This window comes from Actinomycetospora chiangmaiensis DSM 45062, from assembly GCF_000379625.1.
Taxonomy (GTDB): Bacteria; Actinomycetota; Actinomycetes; order Mycobacteriales; family Pseudonocardiaceae; genus Actinomycetospora; species Actinomycetospora chiangmaiensis.
On sequence record NZ_KB903217.1, the window covers coordinates 346,318 to 363,554 of the forward strand.

16 protein-coding genes are annotated in these 17,237 nt (G+C 75.1%); 2 read left to right on the forward strand and 14 right to left on the reverse strand.

Features of this window, described 5'->3' with window-relative positions:
* Positions 1-23 precede the first annotated feature (23 nt).
* The 9 genes from A3CO_RS0101725 to A3CO_RS29560 all read right to left on the reverse strand — a co-directional run bounded on the left by A3CO_RS0101725 (position 24) and on the right by A3CO_RS29560 (position 8,506).
* Entirely contained in the window at positions 24-416 is a 393-nt protein-coding gene (locus tag A3CO_RS0101725) for an ankyrin repeat domain-containing protein (RefSeq protein WP_018330506.1), read from the reverse strand.
* A gap of 12 nt (positions 417-428) precedes the next feature.
* On the reverse strand, positions 429-1,007 hold the full coding sequence (locus A3CO_RS0101730) for a hypothetical protein (RefSeq protein ID WP_157646927.1): 579 nt from the start codon (positions 1,005-1,007) through the stop codon (positions 429-431).
* Positions 1,008-1,102: 95 nt separating this feature from the next.
* Entirely contained in the window at positions 1,103-2,308 is a 1,206-nt protein-coding gene (locus A3CO_RS0101735) for an alkaline phosphatase family protein (protein WP_018330508.1), read from the reverse strand.
* Positions 2,309-2,373: 65 nt separating this feature from the next.
* Positions 2,374-4,038 (reverse strand): monocarboxylate uptake permease MctP, encoded by a 1,665-nt coding sequence (gene mctP / locus A3CO_RS0101740; protein WP_018330509.1) that lies wholly within the window; start codon positions 4,036-4,038, stop codon positions 2,374-2,376.
* On the reverse strand, positions 4,035-4,292 hold the full coding sequence (locus tag A3CO_RS0101745; RefSeq protein ID WP_018330510.1) for a DUF3311 domain-containing protein: 258 nt from the start codon (positions 4,290-4,292) through the stop codon (positions 4,035-4,037). Before A3CO_RS0101745 ends, mctP begins: the two co-directional genes overlap by 4 nt.
* A gap of 79 nt (positions 4,293-4,371) precedes the next feature.
* Complete coding sequence (locus tag A3CO_RS0101750; RefSeq protein WP_018330511.1) at positions 4,372-5,007, reverse strand: DedA family protein; 636 nt, start codon at positions 5,005-5,007, stop codon at positions 4,372-4,374.
* Between the two features lie 114 nt (positions 5,008-5,121).
* Positions 5,122-6,948 (reverse strand): phosphoenolpyruvate carboxykinase (GTP), encoded by a 1,827-nt coding sequence (locus A3CO_RS0101755; protein ID WP_018330512.1) that lies wholly within the window; start codon positions 6,946-6,948, stop codon positions 5,122-5,124.
* Positions 6,949-7,167: 219 nt separating this feature from the next.
* Complete coding sequence (locus A3CO_RS0101760; protein ID WP_084681545.1) at positions 7,168-8,061, reverse strand: NAD-dependent protein deacetylase; 894 nt, start codon at positions 8,059-8,061, stop codon at positions 7,168-7,170.
* An 85-nt stretch (positions 8,062-8,146) separates the two neighbouring features.
* Entirely contained in the window at positions 8,147-8,506 is a 360-nt protein-coding gene (locus A3CO_RS29560; RefSeq protein ID WP_018330514.1) for a hypothetical protein, read from the reverse strand.
* 107 nt (positions 8,507-8,613) lie between these two features.
* Between A3CO_RS29560 and A3CO_RS29565 the strand changes: the two genes are divergently transcribed.
* A complete protein-coding gene (locus A3CO_RS29565; protein ID WP_211214367.1) occupies positions 8,614-10,173 on the forward strand; it encodes an FAD-dependent oxidoreductase in 1,560 nt (519 codons plus the stop codon).
* On the opposite strand, the gene A3CO_RS0101775 is transcribed toward A3CO_RS29565, so the two are convergent.
* From A3CO_RS0101775 to A3CO_RS29580, 5 genes are read right to left on the reverse strand one after another with little or no spacing between them, the layout of a single operon-like run.
* Complete coding sequence (locus A3CO_RS0101775; RefSeq protein ID WP_018330516.1) at positions 10,170-11,573, reverse strand: metallopeptidase TldD-related protein; 1,404 nt, start codon at positions 11,571-11,573, stop codon at positions 10,170-10,172. The genes A3CO_RS29565 and A3CO_RS0101775 overlap by 4 nt on opposite strands.
* The gene (locus tag A3CO_RS0101780) at positions 11,570-13,105 is read right to left on the reverse strand and encodes a TldD/PmbA family protein (RefSeq protein ID WP_018330517.1); all 1,536 of its coding nucleotides are present in this window, start codon (positions 13,103-13,105) and stop codon (positions 11,570-11,572) included. The genes A3CO_RS0101775 and A3CO_RS0101780 overlap by 4 nt, the downstream gene beginning before the upstream one ends.
* Positions 13,106-13,165: 60 nt before the next feature.
* Positions 13,166-13,522, reverse strand: a complete 357-nt coding sequence (locus A3CO_RS29570) for a DUF6802 family protein (RefSeq protein ID WP_018330518.1) — start codon at positions 13,520-13,522, stop codon at positions 13,166-13,168.
* Entirely contained in the window at positions 13,519-15,135 is a 1,617-nt protein-coding gene (locus A3CO_RS29575; protein WP_018330519.1) for a hypothetical protein, read from the reverse strand. Before A3CO_RS29575 ends, A3CO_RS29570 begins: the two co-directional genes overlap by 4 nt.
* Positions 15,132-16,577, reverse strand: a complete 1,446-nt coding sequence (locus A3CO_RS29580; protein WP_051085795.1) for a dynamin family protein — start codon at positions 16,575-16,577, stop codon at positions 15,132-15,134. Before A3CO_RS29580 ends, A3CO_RS29575 begins: the two co-directional genes overlap by 4 nt.
* A 170-nt stretch (positions 16,578-16,747) precedes the next feature.
* Here A3CO_RS29580 and A3CO_RS0101800 point away from each other — a divergent pair, with 170 nt between their 5' ends.
* The gene (locus tag A3CO_RS0101800) at positions 16,748-17,182 is read left to right on the forward strand and encodes a hypothetical protein (RefSeq protein WP_018330521.1); all 435 of its coding nucleotides are present in this window, start codon (positions 16,748-16,750) and stop codon (positions 17,180-17,182) included.
* Positions 17,183-17,237 lie beyond the last annotated feature (55 nt).

The following is a 17,237-nucleotide window of genomic DNA, read 5'->3' on the forward strand; positions in this document are numbered from 1 at the left end:
GTTGCGCGCACGTTGACGGCGGATCACATCGGCGGGACCAGGAGTGTCAGCAGGTCCTCGCGGCCGAACATCCGTGCGGTGTCGACGGCGGTCGGGTGGCCGCTCAGCGGGTCCGCCCCGGCGTCGACCAGCGCCCGCACGACGTCGTCCTCGCCCTTGAACACCGCACCTGCCAGCGGGGCCTGGCCGCGGTCGTTCACGCGGTCCACGTCGGCGCCGCGGGCGGTCAGTGCGCGGACCGCGGGCGCGTGCCCGTGGTAGGCGGCGAGCATGAGCAGCGTGTCGCCGGCGTCGTTCGTGAGGTTGACCGGAACCCCGGCGTCGACGTAGGCGGCCAGCGTGTCGGCGTCGCCGTGCCGGGCCATGTCGAACACCCGGCCGGCGAGCTCGGAGACCTCCGTGGGGGGTTCGCTCACCGGACCACCCGCTCAGGTCCGCGAGAGCGGCGCCGCCGTGTCGGGGTCGGGCGTCGGATCCGGGGTCTCCTCGCCGTCGTCGTCGCGCCCCCATCCGCAGTAGGGGCACCAGGGCTCGACGCGGCGGTGCAGCACGGTCAGGGCCATCGTGCCCAGCGGCAGCAGCAGCACGAGGTCGCCCCAGCCGGGCCGGATCAGCAGCCCGGCCACCACGCCCACGGCGGCCGTGACGATGAGCATGACGATGCCGGCCGTGGTGGTGGCGGAGTGGAAGAGGCGCAGCCAGCGTCGCCGGCGCTCGACGACCTGGGCCGGGTCCGCCGGGCTCTCGGCGATGCACCGCAGGCAGAGCCGGTCGTCGTGGGCGAGCGTGAACAGCTGCACGACGATGAACACCAGCACCGCGCCGAGGGACACGAGGCTCGCGTCGCGCAGGTCGGAGAAGCCCGCCACGATCGCCACCACGATCAGCGGGCCGCCGACGAGCAGCGGGTGGTGCGCGATCGTGGCGCGGAAGCGCACGAGGGCCGAGTCGCGCCCCTCGTCGTCGTGGCTGCCCGCCACGGCGTCCCCGTCCCTGTGTCGGTCCACGCAGCGACCCCTTCCCCACCGGTGAAGGCAGCGTATGGGGCGCGGGGCCGACCCGCGACCGCCCATGCCGGATGGATACCGATCGGCGGAACGGCTCACCCCCGGGCGAGCAGGAGCGGCACGCGTTGCTCGGCGGAGGTCAGCGACCCGTGGTGCCCGACGAGCGCGGTCTCGCGGGGCTCGTTGCGGGAGCGCACCAGCGTCCAGTTCCCCCGGGCCGCGGCGACCACGTCACCGATCCGGCCGCGGGCGGTGTCGGTGACGGTCGGGCCGAACCAGCCGCCGTCGACGGCCTCCTCGCGCGAGACCACCCAGGCGGCGTCGGCGAGCTCCGTCCGCCACGCGGCGAGGACGTCGTCGGCGGCGCCGACCCGGGCGTGGACGTGCCGGACCCGGGTCTCCCCGGCCAGGCGGCGCACGCCGCTGAGCAGGGTGGGGGTGTGGTCGAGGTCGACCTGCCACCCCCGGTCGGTGGCGACCATCCCGTGGTCGGCCACGACGAGGAGCACCGCGCCCGGCCGGAGACACTCCGCGATCGCCGCGACGAGCCGGTCGATCACCTGCAGCTGCATCCGCCACGGCAGCGACCCGGGGCCGTGCTTGTGGCCGATCGTGTCCAGGTCGCCGTGGTAGGCGTAGACGAACGCGCGCTCGTCGGCCTCGACGGCGAGCCCGTGCAGGACCTCGGCGGCGAGGTCGCCCAGGGCGGACACGCCGTGGAAGCGCCCACCCCGCAGGGCGGCGCGGGTCAGGCCGGAGCGGCGCTGGACCTCCGGGGCCACCTGGGTCACGGCGACCCCGGCCCGCAGCGCCCGCTGCAGCACGGTGGGCAGCGGTTGCACCTGCTCGGGCGGGAGGTCGGCGATCAGGTCGACCGGGTCGGTCGCGCCGTGCGCGCACCAGCGCAGGGTGTTCAGGACGACGTCCGGTGCGGCGTCCGGCTCGGCCAGCGGCGGCACGGCCATCGAGTAGCCCTCGATGCCGTGGGCGCCCGGCGGGAGCCCGGTGCCGAGCGAGGTGATGCTGACGGCCGTCGTGGCCGGGAAGCAGGCGGTCAGCCCCCGGGAGGACGTGCCTCGCGCGAGGTCGTGCAGCGCCGGGGCGTCGTGCGGGTGGGCGGCGAGGAGGTCGGCGCCCAGCCCGTCCACGAGGAGCACCGCGGCGGCGCTGACGTCGTCGGGGTGGCGGGCGACGCCGAGGGTGTCGGTGAAGCCCGGCACCCCCAGCGCCGCCGCCATCGAGGGCATGACCTCGGCGAGCGTGCCGTGCCCGTACGCAGGGAGGAACGGCCGCTCGGTCATGGCGCGGAATCGTAGGGTGGCTCCGCCCCGTGAGCATTCTCCGTGGCTCCTGCCACGGAACGTGCTCACCCGGTGGAGACCACCTGCTCCGGCGCCGTGCCCTCCGGCACCCGGGTGGCGTGGTAGTCCTCGCCGCGGGTGTGGTCGGCGCCCTCGCGCGTCCCGGCGGCGCGCAGGGCCAGCGTCATTACGACGGCCACCACGAGATTGCCGATCAGCGCCACGGCCCCGACGTAGATCTGCACCTTGGAACCGTCGAACGGGGCCCAGCCGAACAGGTTCAGCTTGCCCAGCGCGAGCGCCGACCCGCCGAAGTGCTGCTTGCCGTTCGCCGGGTTGGGGATGCCGTTGAGCATGATCATCCCCCAGATCAGGCCGACGGCCCACCCGGCGAGCAGGGCCCACCGGTGGAACCAGCGGGTGTAGAGCGCGATCGCCACCGCGGGCAGCGTCTGCAGGATGATCACGCCGCCGATGAGCTGCAGGTCGACCGAGAACTGCGGGTCGACCACCACGATGAACAGCACGGCGCCCACCTTGACCACCAGCGACGCGAGCTTGGCCTGACGGGCCTCGTCGCGCGGCGTCGCGTCGCGGCGCAGGAACTCCTTGTAGATGTTGCGCGTCCACAGGTTGGCCGCGGCGATCGACATGATCGCGGCCGGGACGAGCGCGCCGACGCCGATGGCGGCGAAGGCGACGCCCGCGAACCACGCCGGGAACTGGCCCGCGAACAGCGCCGGGACGATCGTGTTCGAGTCCGGCCGGCCCGTGGAGCCGTTGACGATCGGCTTGGTGCCGGCCGCGATGGCCACGTAGCCGAGCAGGGCGAGCAGGGCCAGCAGGAACGAGTAGGCCGGCAGCGCGGTCATGTTCCGGCGGATCGTCGACCGGCTCGACGACGACAGGACGCCGGTCACCGAGTGCGGGTAGAGGAACAGCGCCAGCGCCGACCCGAGGGCCAGCGTCGCGTACTGCAGCTGGTTGTTCGCGGTCAGCAGCGTCGACCCGGCCGGCTGCCCCGTCGTCGGCGAGGGCTGGGCGAGCTTCGTCGCCCCGGCCTGGAAGATCGCGCCGAACCCGCCGAGCTTCAGCGGCAGGTAGATGATCGCGACGAGGATGACGATGTAGATCAGGACGTCCTTGACCACCGCGATCAGCGCCGGCGCCCGGAGCCCGGACTGGTAGGTGTAGGCCGCGAGCACCACGAACGCGACGAACAGCGGGGCGTGGCCCCAGAACCCGGACCCGTTGAGCCCGATCGTGCGCAGCACGGCCTCGAGCCCGGCGAGCTGCAGGGCGATGTAGGGCATCGTCGCGACGATGCCGGTGATCGCGATCGCGAGCGCCAGCAGCGGCGAGTCGTAGCGGCCGCGGACGAAGTCGGCGGGGGTGACGTAGCCGTGCACCCGGGAGACCGACCACAGCCGCAGCAGCGGCAGCATCACCAGCGGGAACGCGATGATCGTGTACGGCACCGCGTAGAAGCCCAGCGCGCCCGAGGAGAACAGCAGCGCCGGGATCGCGACGAACGTGTAGGCGGTGTAGAGGTCGCCACCGAGCAGGAACCAGGTGACCCAGGACCCGAAGCGACGCCCGCCGAGCCCCCACTCGTCGAGGTGCTCGAGGTCGTCGGCGCGCCGCCAGCGGCTCGCCATGAATCCCATGACCGCGACGGCGACGAACAGCAGCAGGAAGACGACCAGCTGGATGACCTGCGCGCTCGTCACCGGTCCCCCTCCTCGTCGTCGTGCCGGGTCACGAGGTGGACCGCGAGCGTGCAGATGATGCCGATCGGGATCACCGCGATCTGGAACCAGTAGAAGAACGGCAACCCGAGCAGGGTCGGCTCCGTCGCGTTGAACAGCGGCGTGATCAGGCTGATGAGCGGGACGAGCAGGAGCAGGTTCCAGGCCCGGAAGCGGAACGCGGGCCTCGCGGGGGCGGGCTCGGGTGTCTCCGGGTCGGCGACGGATGACGACATCGGCGGTCCTGTCGGGGGCGTACTCGTTCGGTGGACGCGCGGATGTTAGGCGCGTGTACAGGTACGCACCAGAGGTCTCCTACCGCGCGACCTCTTCCGACCCCGATGTCCGGTTCCGCTTCCGACGTCGGGACTCGCGCCAGATGAGAACCGCAGCGACGATCACGACGACGGGGACCGGGCCCCAGGCGAGGTAGCGCGCCACGGTCTGCAGGGAGAGGGCGAAGACGTAGCCGAGCAGCACGCAGCCGCCGCCCCAGAGGATCCCGCCGACGGCGTTCCACGGCAGGAACGTCCGCAGGTAGGGCATGCGGGCCATCCCGGCCATGCCGGGGACGAGCGCGCGCAGCAGGGCGGTACCGCGCCCGAGCAGCACGGCCTTGCCGCCGTGGCGGTGCAGGAAGTCCTCGGTGGCCTGCCAGCGGTGCTCGCCGACGAACCGACCCGCCCGGGAGGCCTGCAGCCGGGGCCCGACGAGCCGACCGACCTCGTAGCCCACCGAGTCGCCGGCGATCGCGCACAGGATCGCGACGACGATCATCGGGACCAGGCCGATGATCCCCTCGTGGGCGGCGAACCCGGCCACCAGCAGGGCGGTCTCGCCCGGGAGCACCACGCCCACCATGACGGCGGCCTCGGCGAACGCGAGGCCGCCCGCGATCACGTAGAGCCAGGGACCGACGCTCTCGCCGATGCCGCGCAGGTACTCGAGCACGTGATCCATCGTGCCGCAGCCGCGCGACCCGGCGTCGGGAAGACCCCCCGGACATGCGTGAGGGGAACCCTCGGGCCACACGAGCGCCCGAGGGTTCCCCTCACGTGCGTCGGATTAGGCGGACAGCCGCTGCTTGAGCGCCTCGAGCTCGTCGCGCATCGAGGTGGGCAGCGAGTCACCGATCTTGTCGAACCACTCCTCGATGAGGGGCAGCTCCTCGCGCCACTCGTCGAGGTCCACGCGCAGCGAGGCCTCGATGTCCTCGCGCGGCTCGGAGAGCCCCTCGAGGTCGAGCTGGTCGGCGGACGGGACGTGGCCGATCGCCGTCTCGGTGGCGGCGGCCTTGCCCTCGAGCCGCTCGATGATCCACTTCAGGACGCGGCTGTTCTCGCCGAATCCGGGCCACAGGAAGCGGTTGTCCTCGCCCCGGCGGAACCAGTTGACGTAGAAGATCGACGGCAGCTTGGTGACGTCGGCGCTCTTGCCCACGTTCACCCAGTGCTGGAAGTAGTCGCCGACGTTGTAGCCGAGGAACGGCAGCATGGCCATCGGGTCGCGGCGGACCTGGCCCTTGCCGCCCTTGGCCGCGGCGGTCATCTCGCTCGACATCGTGGCGCCCATGAAGGTGCCGTGCTGCCAGTCGAAGGACTCGGTGACCAGCGGGATCGTGGTCTTGCGGCGGCCGCCGAACAGGATGGCCGAGATCGGCACGCCCTGTGGGTCCTCCCACTCGTCCGCGACGACGGGGCACTGCGAGATCGGCACGGTGTAGCGCGAGTTCGGGTGCGCGGCGGGCTTCGCCGAGCCCGGCGTCCACTCGTCGCCGGTCCACGAGGTCAGGTGCTGGGGGTCGCCCTCCAGGCCCTCCCACCAGATGTCGCCGTCGTCGGTCAGCGCGACGTTGGTGAACAGCGCGTTCCCGTGCTCGATGGTCCGCATCGCGTTCGGGTTGGTGTTCCAGTTCGTGCCCGGCGCGACGCCGAAGAAGCCGTACTCGGGGTTGACCGCGTACAGCCGGCCGTCCTCGCCGAAGCGCATCCAGGCGATGTCGTCGCCGACGGTCTCGGCGCGCCAGCCCGGGACGGTGGGCTGGAGCATCGCGAGGTTCGTCTTGCCACAGGCCGACGGGAAGGCGGCGGCGACGTAGTACGCCTTGTCCTCGGGGCTGATCAGCTTGAGGATCAGCATGTGCTCGGCGAGCCAGCCCTCGTCGCGCGCCATCACCGAGGCGATGCGCAGCGCGTAGCACTTCTTGCCCAGCAGGGCGTTGCCGCCGTAGCCGGAGCCGAAGCTCCAGATCTCCCGGGTCTCCGGGAAGTGGCTGATGTACTTCGTCTCGTTGCAGGGCCACGCCACGTCGGCCTGGCCCGGCTCGAGCGGCGCGCCGAGGGAGTGCAGCGCCGGCACCCACTCCGAGCCCGGCTCCTCGAGGCGCGCCTGCACCGCGGCGCCCATGCGCGTCATGATGTGCATCGAGACGACGACGTAGGGGCTGTCGGAGATCTCGACGCCCAGCTTCGGCGACTCGGCGTTCGTCGGGCCCATGCAGAACGGGATGACGAACATCGTCCGACCACGCATGCACCCGCGGTACAGCTCGGTCAGGGTGGCCTTCATCTCGGCCGGGTCCATCCAGTTGTTCGTGACCCCGGCGTCCTTGGGGTCGACCGAACAGATGAAGGTGCGCTCCTCGACGCGCGCGACGTCATCGGGGTCGGACGCGGCGTGGAACGAGTTCGGCTTCTTCTCCGGGTCGAGCCGGGTGAAGGTGCCGGCGTCCACGAGCTCGTCGGTGAGGCGAGTCCACTCCTCCGGCGAACCGTCGCACCACACCACCCGGTCGGGCGTGGTGAGCTCGGCGACCTCGGCCACCCACTCCAGCACCTCGCGGCGCTGCAGCGGCGGGTTGTCGAGCCCAGGGATGGTCGGTGCGGCCGTCATGCGTCGTGTCACTCCTCGTTCGCCGGTCAGTGTCGAGCGACGACCAGAGGTCGTCACGCAACGGGGTCACGGCCTGGTGCACCGGCGTGCGGGCAGGGAGGCGGCCGGTACACATCGCCGTGTGGCCCCGTCGGAGTACTTCGACGTTAACGACAGATGTTGCACACGGAACCGCCGTCGGGTGTTCGAGCCACCACTTCCACGATCAAGCTGAACGATTCAGGCCCTCAGGGCCCTGACCAGCGCCGGAAGGACCTCACCGAGAGGTGACGCGAGCCGCAGCGCCGCCAGGTCGTCCGCCCGGCTCGGTCCGGCGGTGACGATCGCGACCGGGGTTCCCGACCGGGTGGCGGCCCGCGCGAACCGGAGACCGGACATCACGGCGAGTGACGACCCGAGGATCACCAGGGACCGCGCCTGGGCCACCAGGTCGAAGCACCGGTCGACCCGCGGGCGGGGCACCGACTCGCCGAAGAACACCACGTCCGGCTTCAGCGGGCCGTCCCCGCACACCGGGCAGGCGATCATGGTGAAGGCGTCCTCGAGCTCCGGCGGGAGCTCCACGTCGCCGTCCGGGTTGACCTGGGTCTCGCGGAGCCCGGAGACCGCCGCGTCGAACTCGGGGTTCCGGACGGCGAGCTCGGCCTGCACCGCGGCCCGGTCCAGCTCCGCGCGGCAGGCCAGGCAGACCACGCGGGCGAGCGCGCCGTGCAGCTCCACGACGTCGCGGGCGCCGCCGGCCTGGTGCAGCCCGTCGACGTTTTGGGTGATCACGCTCTGCACGAGCCCGCAGCGCTGGAGCGCGGCGACGGCCTCGTGGGCGGGGTTGGGGCGGGCGCGCGCGATCTGCGGCCAGCCGACGTGGCTGCGGGCCCAGTACCGGTGGCGGGCGGCCGGATCGTGGACGAACGCCTCGTAGGTCATCGGGGTGTGCCGGCGGGCGGCGCTGGACGGGCCGCGGTAGTCCGGGATGCCCGAGTCGGTCGACATCCCGGCCCCGGACAGCACGCAGACTCCGCCCGCGCCGACGAGCGCGGCGAGGTCGTTCCCGTCGCCCCGGATGGGGACCTCGGCGTCCCAGCTCTCCTGGAGCACCGAGCCCGGGTAACGCATGACGACCTTGCCCACGGGATCCATGGTGCCCCACCGGGCCGCGGGCAGTGGGTCGGGCGAGGGGCGGGCGAGGGGCGGGCGAGGGTCAGGCGAGCCCGGAGCGCGGGCGTGCGAACACGCGCAGGATCGCGACGATCACCGCGCCGATGACGAGCCACGCGATCGCCGGGATGCCGTAGGAGAGCACGAGCTGCACGGTCGCGTTGCCGACCTCGAACAGGTTGGCCAGGCCCAGGGTCAGCGAGTCCGCCGCGTTCGCCACGAACTGCGTCAGACCGTTGTCGGGGTTCGCGCCGAGGATTTCCAGCACGACGTGCACGACGAGGATCGCGGCGAACAGCCCGGTGACGAACCGGACGATGCCGGCCACGAGACCGAGCAGGCCGCGCGCCGCGCCGGTCACCGGGTTCTCGCGGCGGACGGGGCGGTCGGAGATGTCAGCCATGTCACCCGGATGCCCGTTCCGCACCCCGCACGGTCACCGGTCCGGTCACGAGTAGGTCACGGCCAGGTCCCCGTGTGCGGCACGCGGCCCAGCGGCTACTCCTCCGCGTGCCCACCCCGCCTGCACTCCCCGCCCGTCACCGGTCGGTCTGGCTCGACCGCGACCTCCCCTCCCACCCCGCCCTGCGCGGTGACCTCCGCGTCGACGTGGCCGTCGTCGGCGGCGGCATCACCGGCCTCACCACCGCGGTCGCGCTGCAGCGGGCGGGGTGTTCGGTCGCCATCTTGGAGGCCCGCCACCTCGGCGCGGTGGCCAGCGGCAACACGACGGCGAAGGTGTCGGTGCTGCAGGGCACCCGGGCCTCGACCCTCGCGCAGCGCCACCCGCAGGAGGTCGTCGACGCCTACGTCACGGCCCACCGCGCCGGCCTCGACTGGCTCGCCGCCCGGGCCGAGGGCGTCGAGTGCGGCTTCGAGCGTGCTCCCGCCGTCACCTTCTCGACGGCGGGTCGGGACTCGGCGGGCGCCCGCGCGGTCCGGGCCGAGGCGGACGCCCTGCGTGCCGCGGGCCTGCCGGCCCGGCTCGACGCCGAGCTCGACCTGCCGTTCGCGGTCTCCGAGGCCGTCGTGCTGGACGACCAGGCGCAGTTCGACCCGGTGCCCTACCTGCACGACCTCGCGCGCGAACTCGTCGAGGCCGGCGCGGCGGTGTTCGAGCGGACCCGCGTGCGCTCGGTGTCGCTGGGGGCGTCGTTCGGCGCGGCCCCGGAGCTGCGGACCGAGCAGGGACGGGTCGTCGCCGAGCGCGTGGTACTGGCGACCGGCGTCCCCGTGCTCGACCGCGGCCTCTACTTCGCCCGGGTGGAGCCGGCCCGCTCCTACGCCCAGGCGATGCGGGTGCGCGACGCGGACACGCTGCCCCGCGGCATGTACCTCTCGGCGGACTCGCCGACGGTCTCGATCCGCTCCGTCGTCGTCGACGGCGAGCGCCTGCTGCAGACCGGCGGGTTCGGGCACCGCGTCGGGACCGACACGCCGATGGCGCAGCACGAGCGCGACCTCGCGGCGTGGAGCGCGCGGCGCTGGCCCGTCGCGGAGATCACCCACCGGTGGTCCGCCCAGGACTACGAGCCGGAGGACGGGCTGCCGTTCGTGGGGCCGATGCCGCTGCAGCCGCGGGTGCTCGTCGCGACGGGTTTCGCGAAGTGGGGCATGACCGGCGGCACCGCGGCCGGCCTCGCGCTGGCCGACCACGTCGCCGGGCGCGACAACCCCTGGGCGCCGACCTTCGCCGCCGATCGCGCGCCCGAGCTGCGGTCGGTGCCGCAGCTGGCCCGCGCCAACGGGCAGGTCGCCCGCTACCTCGCGACGGGCTGGGCCAGGCCCGACCTGCCGTCGGGCAGGCCTCTCGCCGAGGGGGAGGGGCGCGTCGAGACCACCGCCCGCGGCAAGGTCGGCCGCTGTCGGGTCGGCGGGGTCGAGCACGAGGTCGGCGCGGTGTGCCCGCACCTCGGCGGCATCCTCGCGTGGAACGACGCGGCCGCGAGCTGGGACTGCCCGCTCCACGGGTCGCGCTTCGCCCCCGACGGCGCGGTGCTCGAGGGGCCGGTCACCGAGGGGCTCGGCGACCCACCCGGGCTGATCCGGGTGATCGCGCCCCGCAGCTAGCTCGCCTGCGACACCGACGACATGTTGAAGTCCGGGATCCGCAGCGGCGGCATGGCCACGCGGGTGAACCAGTCCTTCCACTCGCGGGGGAGGGTCAGCGCGGTCGCACCGGCCTCCGTCGTGCGCCGGACGAGGTCGAGGGGCGACTCGTTGAACCGGAAGTTGTTCACCTCGCCCACCACCTCCCCGTCCTCGACGAGGTACACGCCGTCCCGGGTCAGCCCGGTCAGCAGCATCGTCTCCGGGTCGACCTCGCGCATGTACCAGAGGCAGGTCAGCAGCAGGCCGCGGCGCGTGCCCGCCACGAGGTCGGACAGCGACGCGTCCGACCCGCCCGTGAGCAGCAGGTTGTCCGACGGCGGCGCGAACCGGGCGCCGTACTCCGCCGCCGCCGCCCGCGGGTAGGCCAGCTCGCCGACGGCGCCCCCGCGCAGCCACTCCACGCGCCGGGTGCTCGCGCCGTTGTCGAACACGGACACCTCGTCGCCGGAGGACGTCGTGGCGAGCACCGGTTCGTAGCGCAGCGTCGGGAAGCCCGGGGCGTCCGGGTCGCCCGCCAGCGTCAGCGGCAGGTCGGTCAGCCGCTCGCCGACCCGGGTGCCGCCGGCCCGCGACAGCGCGCTGCGGCCCTCCTGCGCGGGCCGCCCACCCATGGACCACGCCAGGTAGATCATGAAGTCGCCGACCGCCGAGGGCGGCAGGATCGTCTCGTAATGCCCGGCGTCGAGGGCGATCCGCCGACGTCCCCAGGCCAGGCGCCCACGCAGGTCGCCGAGGATCGCGGGGAGGTCGACGTCGGCGAAGTCGCGGGTCGACGTCCCGCCCCACACCGAGCTTCCCGACGACGGGTCCTTGAGGTTGACCTCGACCGCTCCCGCGGGCTCGGTCCAGCGCCGCCGCACCCCGGCGGAGGTGGCGAGCCACGTGGTGGTGACGTGGTGGTCGGCGAAGCCGGCGCTGCGGTCGGTCGCGAACGAGTCGCCGAGGGCGGCGGCGAGGTCACCGAACACCCCGATCGAGGTCTCGGCCGCCGGGTCGTCGAAGGCGTCGGCCGGACCGGTCGGCGGCGGCAGTTCCGCGGCGTCCCGGGAGGCGCCGGAGTCCTCCGCCGCCCGGACGGCGGCCCGGACCGCGTCGGCGAGCCGGGCGTCGGCCTCCGCGCCGCCCGCGAGCAGCGAGTCGGGCGCCGACACCCGGACCACGCCCGCGCCGGTGCCGCCGCCCGCGAGGGGGACGAGCAGCACGAGGCCGAGGGTGCGGTCGGTGGTCGCCCCGTTCGTCGTCATGGTGGAGTTCGCCCAGCGCAGCACGACCTCGCTGGTCTCGCGCAGGATCACCGCGACACCCGCGTCGGGACGGATGCGGCCCGCCGTCTCCAGGGCCCGCTCGACCAGGCTCACCGGGCCCCCTCGCTGGACGTGTTCAGCACGTTGACGCCCCGGAACAGCGCCGACGGACAGCCGTGGCTGACCGGCGCGACCTGCCCGGGCTGGGCCTTCCCGCAGGTGAACGCGCCGCCGAGCCGCCAGGTCGACGGGCCGCCGACGGCCTCCAGCGCGCCCCAGAAGTCGGTGGTGGTCGCCTGGTAGGCGACGTCGCGGACCTGCCCGGCCAGGGCGCCGTCCCGGATCCGGTAGAAGCGCTGGCCGGTGAACTGGAAGTTGTAGCGCTGCATGTCGATCGACCAGGACCGGTCGCCCACCACGTAGATCCCGTCGTCCACCCCGGCGATCAGGTCGGCGGTGGTGACGTCGGACGCGGCCGGTGCGATCGACACGTTGGCCATCCGCTGCAACGGGACGTGCTCGGCGGAGTCGGCGTAGGCGCAGCCGTTGGAGCGGTCGAGGCCCAGGCGGGGCGCGAAGGAGCGGTCCACCTGGTAGCCGACGAGGACGCCGTCGCGGACGAGGTCGAACTCGCCCGTCGCCACCCCGTCGTCGTCCCAGCCGACCGACGCGAGCCCGTGCGGCACCGTCCGGTCCCCGGTGACCTGCAGGACCTCGCTGCCGTAGCGCAGCGTGCCGAGCAGGTCGGGCGTGGCGAAGCTGGTCCCGGCGTAGTTGGCCTCGTAGCCGATCGCGCGGTCGTACTCCGTGGCGTGCCCGATCGACTCGTGGACCACGAGCCACAGGTTCGTCGGGTCGATGACGAGGTCGGTGGCCCCGGCCTGCACGCTCGGCGCCCGCAGCTTCTCGGCGAGCAGGCCGGGGAGCTCGGCGAGCTCGGCGTCCCAGTCCCACCCGGTGCCGGTGAGGTACTCCCACCCGCGGCCCACCGGCGGGGCCACGGTGCGCAGCGACTCGAACGCGCCGGCGTCGCGGTCGACCGCGGTGACGCTCACCCCGGGGTCGATCCGGACCCGCTGCTGGGTGGTCACCGTGCCCGCGAGGTCGGCGTAGAACGTCTGTTCCTTGACCTCGAGGCAACTGGCCTCGACGTGGTCGACACCGGGCGCGGCCAGCAGCGTGCCCGAGCGCTGGGCGAGCAGCCCGATCCGGTCGCCCTCCGGGACGTCGAACGGGTCGAGCTCGTACTCCGAGACCCACGTGACGTCGGGGTACACCGGCTCGGGGGCCAGCTCGACGGACTCCCGGGCGACCGTGGCCAGTGTGGTCGCGACCTCCAGGGCCCGGCGGGCCGTCGCGGCGGCGGTGCTCGCGGTGACGTCGACGTGGGCGGCGAACCCCCACACCCCGCGGCGCAGCACCCGCACCGCGAGGCCCACGCGGTCGCTGTCCGACGAGCTCACCACCCGGGCGTCCCGCAGCTCGACCGCGCGGCTGCGCAGGCGGTGCACCCGGACGTCGGCGTGCTCGGCGCCGCCGTCGCGGGCCACCTGCAGCGCGGCGTCGGCGATCGCACGCAGCGGGAGGGCGAGGAAGTCCGGGTCGACGGGGCGCGCGCCGGCGCGCACGAGGGGCTCGGTCGGCACGCCGCGACGGTAGCGGCCCGGTCCGACGTCAGCCGTCCGTCCCCCGTCGCTCCGCTCGCCCTACCCGCGCACCCACGCCCCGGTGCGCGGGTCGATCGACGGCGCGGGCGGGGGCGGCGCACCCCACGCCCGTTCCGCCACCTCCACCCCGCCCTCGCCGTGGCGGCCGGTGACGATCCCGGCGGGCCCCACATGGGTGACCACGTCGGCGTGGCCGTCGTGATCGAGGTCAGTGGCCAGCACCAGCCCGTCCCCCCAGCTCGCGAGCGTGGTGTCGGCGAGCCCGTCCGCGTCGGAGTCGACCGTCGGCGGGCCGAGGACCGGCGCGCCGGGCAGCAGGTCCCCGGTGGCGAGCGCGGGGACGGCCGGCGGGTGGGGGAACACCGCGGGCTCGGGGGCGGCCTCGTCCTCGGTCATGGCCCCGACGGTAGGTCGGCGCCCGCCGCCGTGGTGGTGGTTCGGGGGAACCCGTCCGCGGCGAGCGCCGCCGCGACGCGGTCGAGCACCGCCTCCGCCCGGCGTGCGGCCGCCCGGGCCCGGTCCCGGCGGCCGTGCTCGCCCGGGCCCGCCAGGGCCGCCTCGTCGTCGAGCCGGCGGCCGTGCTCGTCGAGGGCCCGGTCGAGAGCGAGGGTGATCTCACGGTCGGCGACGATCAGCGCCTCGGAGAGGACCCGCTCGAGGTCGACCCGCGCCTGCCCGAGGGCCTCGACGAGCCACGCTCGGGTGTGCGCCCGGTCAGCTGCTCGGCGGCGGACGCGGGCCAGCCAGCCGGCCGCGCCCAGCCCGATCCCCACGGACACCGGGACCAGCGCGGCCCCGACGACGGGCGCGACCGGGACCGCGAGCAGGGGCAGCAGGGCCAGCCGGGACAGGCCCAGCCCACCGGTCGCCCCCGCCACGACGAGCATGCGGTCGGTGGGCCGCGGCGCGGTCGCCGGGAGGTCCGCGCGCGGGCGCGGCGCCGGGATGCGCAGCGCGGCGAGGTCGTCCGGCGGCAGCAGGTCCGCGAGGGTCCCGACGACGAGGCCGCGCAGGCGCTCCCCGAGGGCCGCCACCACCTCGGCCGCGACCGCCTCCAGGTCGCGGGCCACGTCGGCCGCCACGCCGTCGAGCTCCCGGCGGGACGCCCGGTCGATCCGGTCCCGGTGGGTCGTGGCGAGGGCCCGCACCCGGCGCCCCAGGTCGTCGACGACCGCGACCCGCGCCGCGGCGATCTCCGCCCGCCACCGGACGTGGTGCTCCCGGCGCCGGGCCGCCTCCGGGATCGGCGGTCGACGACGGGGCCGATCGGCGGGGCCGGCAAGGAGACGCACCGCGGTCAGCGCGGCCCGCAGCGCGTTGGCCTCGTCCAGCATCCGCCGTCGCCGGGCCACGAGGCGGTACAGGGCCTGCTGGAGCGGGGCGACCCCGGCACGCCGTCGCAGCGCCTCGCCCCCGGTCCCCGTCCCGCGCGCCGCCGCGGCCAGCACCGGGGACACCGGGAACCAGGGGGCGCCGGCCAGCCGGGGCACGTGTTCGGCGACCAGCTCGCGGTCGGCGTCCAGCACGGTGCGCCAGCCGCGGTGCGCCTCGGTGCCGACCAGCGCGAACACCACGGTCTCCACCGCGCCCGCCGCGACGGCGAGCCGGTCGAGCTCGTCGCGGTCGAGCGGCGCGCCCGCCCCCGCGACCACGAGCAGGGCGGAGGCCGGGCCCGGGGACCAGGTGCCGTCCCGGGCGCGGGCGGTCAGGAGCAGGTCGAGCTCCTCGAGCAGCGGGACGGGGACGTGGTCGGCGTCCAGCCGCCCGACCCCGCGGCCGAGCGTGCCGGGCCCGAGGTCGACCAGCGCCGCCGCGAGCGCCCGCCGTCCCCGTCCCGGGGCGCCCACGAGGGCGACCGCGGGCCGGACGCCGGCGGCGGGCGGACCCGGCGTCGGGACGCCGGCGGCGGGCGGACCCGGCGTCGGGGCCCCTGCCGCGGCGAGGACCCCGGCCAGCTCGCGGCGTGCCGCCGAGACCTCCTCGGGCAGCGAGGCCCAGCTCGCGGTCACCGCGTCAGCTCGCCCCAGAGGCGCGCCCAGCCCCGGTGGACGGTCCCGGCGACCTCGGCGCGGACCGGCGGCGTGCCCCAGTTCGCGTAGCCCCGCCAGGCCGCGGCGCGACGGGCGGCGTGCCCGGCGAGCTCGCCCGGACCGCCGAGTCCGAGACGCCGGGCGAGGTCGGGCGCGGGGGCCGCGAGCAGCGCCAGGTCGGCGGCGAGGTCGTCGGGCAGGGGGAGGGCGCCACTGGCGTGCCGGGCGGCCGCCTCCACCAGCGCGACGTCGACGTGGAGGGGCCGGGCCCGCAGGTCCTCCAGCAGGTCGGTGAGACGGACGAGGTCGCGGTCGTCGCTCCCGGCCGTCCCCCGCCGGCGGTCCGCCCGCACGGCCAGGCGCTCGGCCTCGGCGAGGGCCGCGACCCGGCGTTCCGCGGCGACGCTCGCCAACAGGTCGCTCCGGCCGCGCACCTCGGCGCGCAGTCGGTCGACCACCCGGTCCAGGCCCGACGCGGCGAGCAGCGCGGCGCACACCTCGCCGACCCCGGCGTCGGGACACTCCCCCAGCAGGGCGACGGCGAGTCCGGTCCCGCGGCGGTCGAGCAGGTCGAGCAGGCGCGACCGGGTCGCGGGGTCCACCACCGACGGTGCCGAGGTGAACAGGTCCGGGTCGGCGAGCGCGGCATCGGTGCCCGGATCGGCGGCGAGCGCGCGGAGGGCGGCGACGTCGGCGGTCACCAGCGCCCCGGTCAGCGCCGTCTCGGCCAGCAGCCCGACGACGGGTGTCACCGCCCCCACCTGCGCCCCGAGCCGCCGGGACAGCGCGTCGGCCGCCGCGGCCGCCTCCGCCCCGGTGCCCACCGTGTCCGCGCGGCCCAGCACCGCCACGACGCCTGCCGGCCCGTGGCGGGCGGCGTCGGCGAGGCCCGCGACGTCTGCGGGCCGCGCGGCCGCAGGTAGCACCACGAGGGCGGCCTCGGCGGCGTCGGCCGCCCCGCGGGCCGGGCCGCGGGGCCGTCGGGCGGACCCCGCGCCGGGGGTGTCGACCACCGTCAACCCGTCGAGGGCCTCGCTGGTCAACGAGACCAGCAGGTGGTCGACATCGGCCGGGTCGACCCCGAGCCGGTCCCCGACCGCCGCGGGCACCCGGCCGCCCTCGGCCAGCGGCAGCGGGCGTCGCGTGCCGTCGGCGAGCACCACGTCGAGACGGTCGACCGGGCCGCGGACGTAGCGGGCGGTCAGCCGGGTGCACTCGCCCGCCCCGGTGGGCGCCACCCGCCGTCCGACCAGGGCGTTGACCAGCGTCGACTTCCCCGACGACACCGGCCCCGTCACCACGATCGCCGGCGTGGCGACGGCGCGTGCCGCCACCGTGTCCAGCGCGTCGGCGACGGGCAGCGCGACCCCCGGCGCCACCGCCCGGCACCGCCGTGCCGTGTCCTCCGCCCACCGCTCCACACGGCGCAGAGTAGGCAGCCCGACCGGCCCGTGGGGCCGGTTCCGACGACCTCACCAGCCACATCCGTCCCGGGATCACGCGCGCGTCGGGTTTCGCCCGATCGGGATCACGGGGATGCTGGAGCCCGACCCCGGGGGCGTCCCGGGTATCGTGACGGAAGGGCTCCGCCGTGGCCTCCAGCGCCGATACCGGCACCTACCTGCTCGTCGTCGCCGTCGGCACCGTGATGGCCGTCGTCGTCGGCCTGGTCCTGCAGCGTTCGGGGCTCGGGTTCCTGCGCGAGGTGTTCGACGACCGCGACGCGGCCCAGTCGGTGAGCCGGCTGCTCACGGTCGCGTACTACCTGGTCGCGGTCGGCTTCATCGCGCTCATGTCGACGTGGGACCCGTTCGAGGTCGCCGGGACCGTGCAGTACGTCGTCACCAAGATCGGCTCGATGCTGGTCTTCCTCGGCATCCTGCACGTGGCCACGCTCGCGATCCTCGCCCGCATCCGGAACAACAACCGGGTGCAGCAGATGGCGGCCAACCTGCGCGGTGGCGGCGGTCGCCGGCAGCCCCGGGACCCCGGCAAGACCCAGGCCCTCGAGTCCGGCGGTTCCTGACGCTCCTCGTCGCGGGGTGCTCCCGCCGCTCCGTCCGTCCGTGCCCGATGTGAGG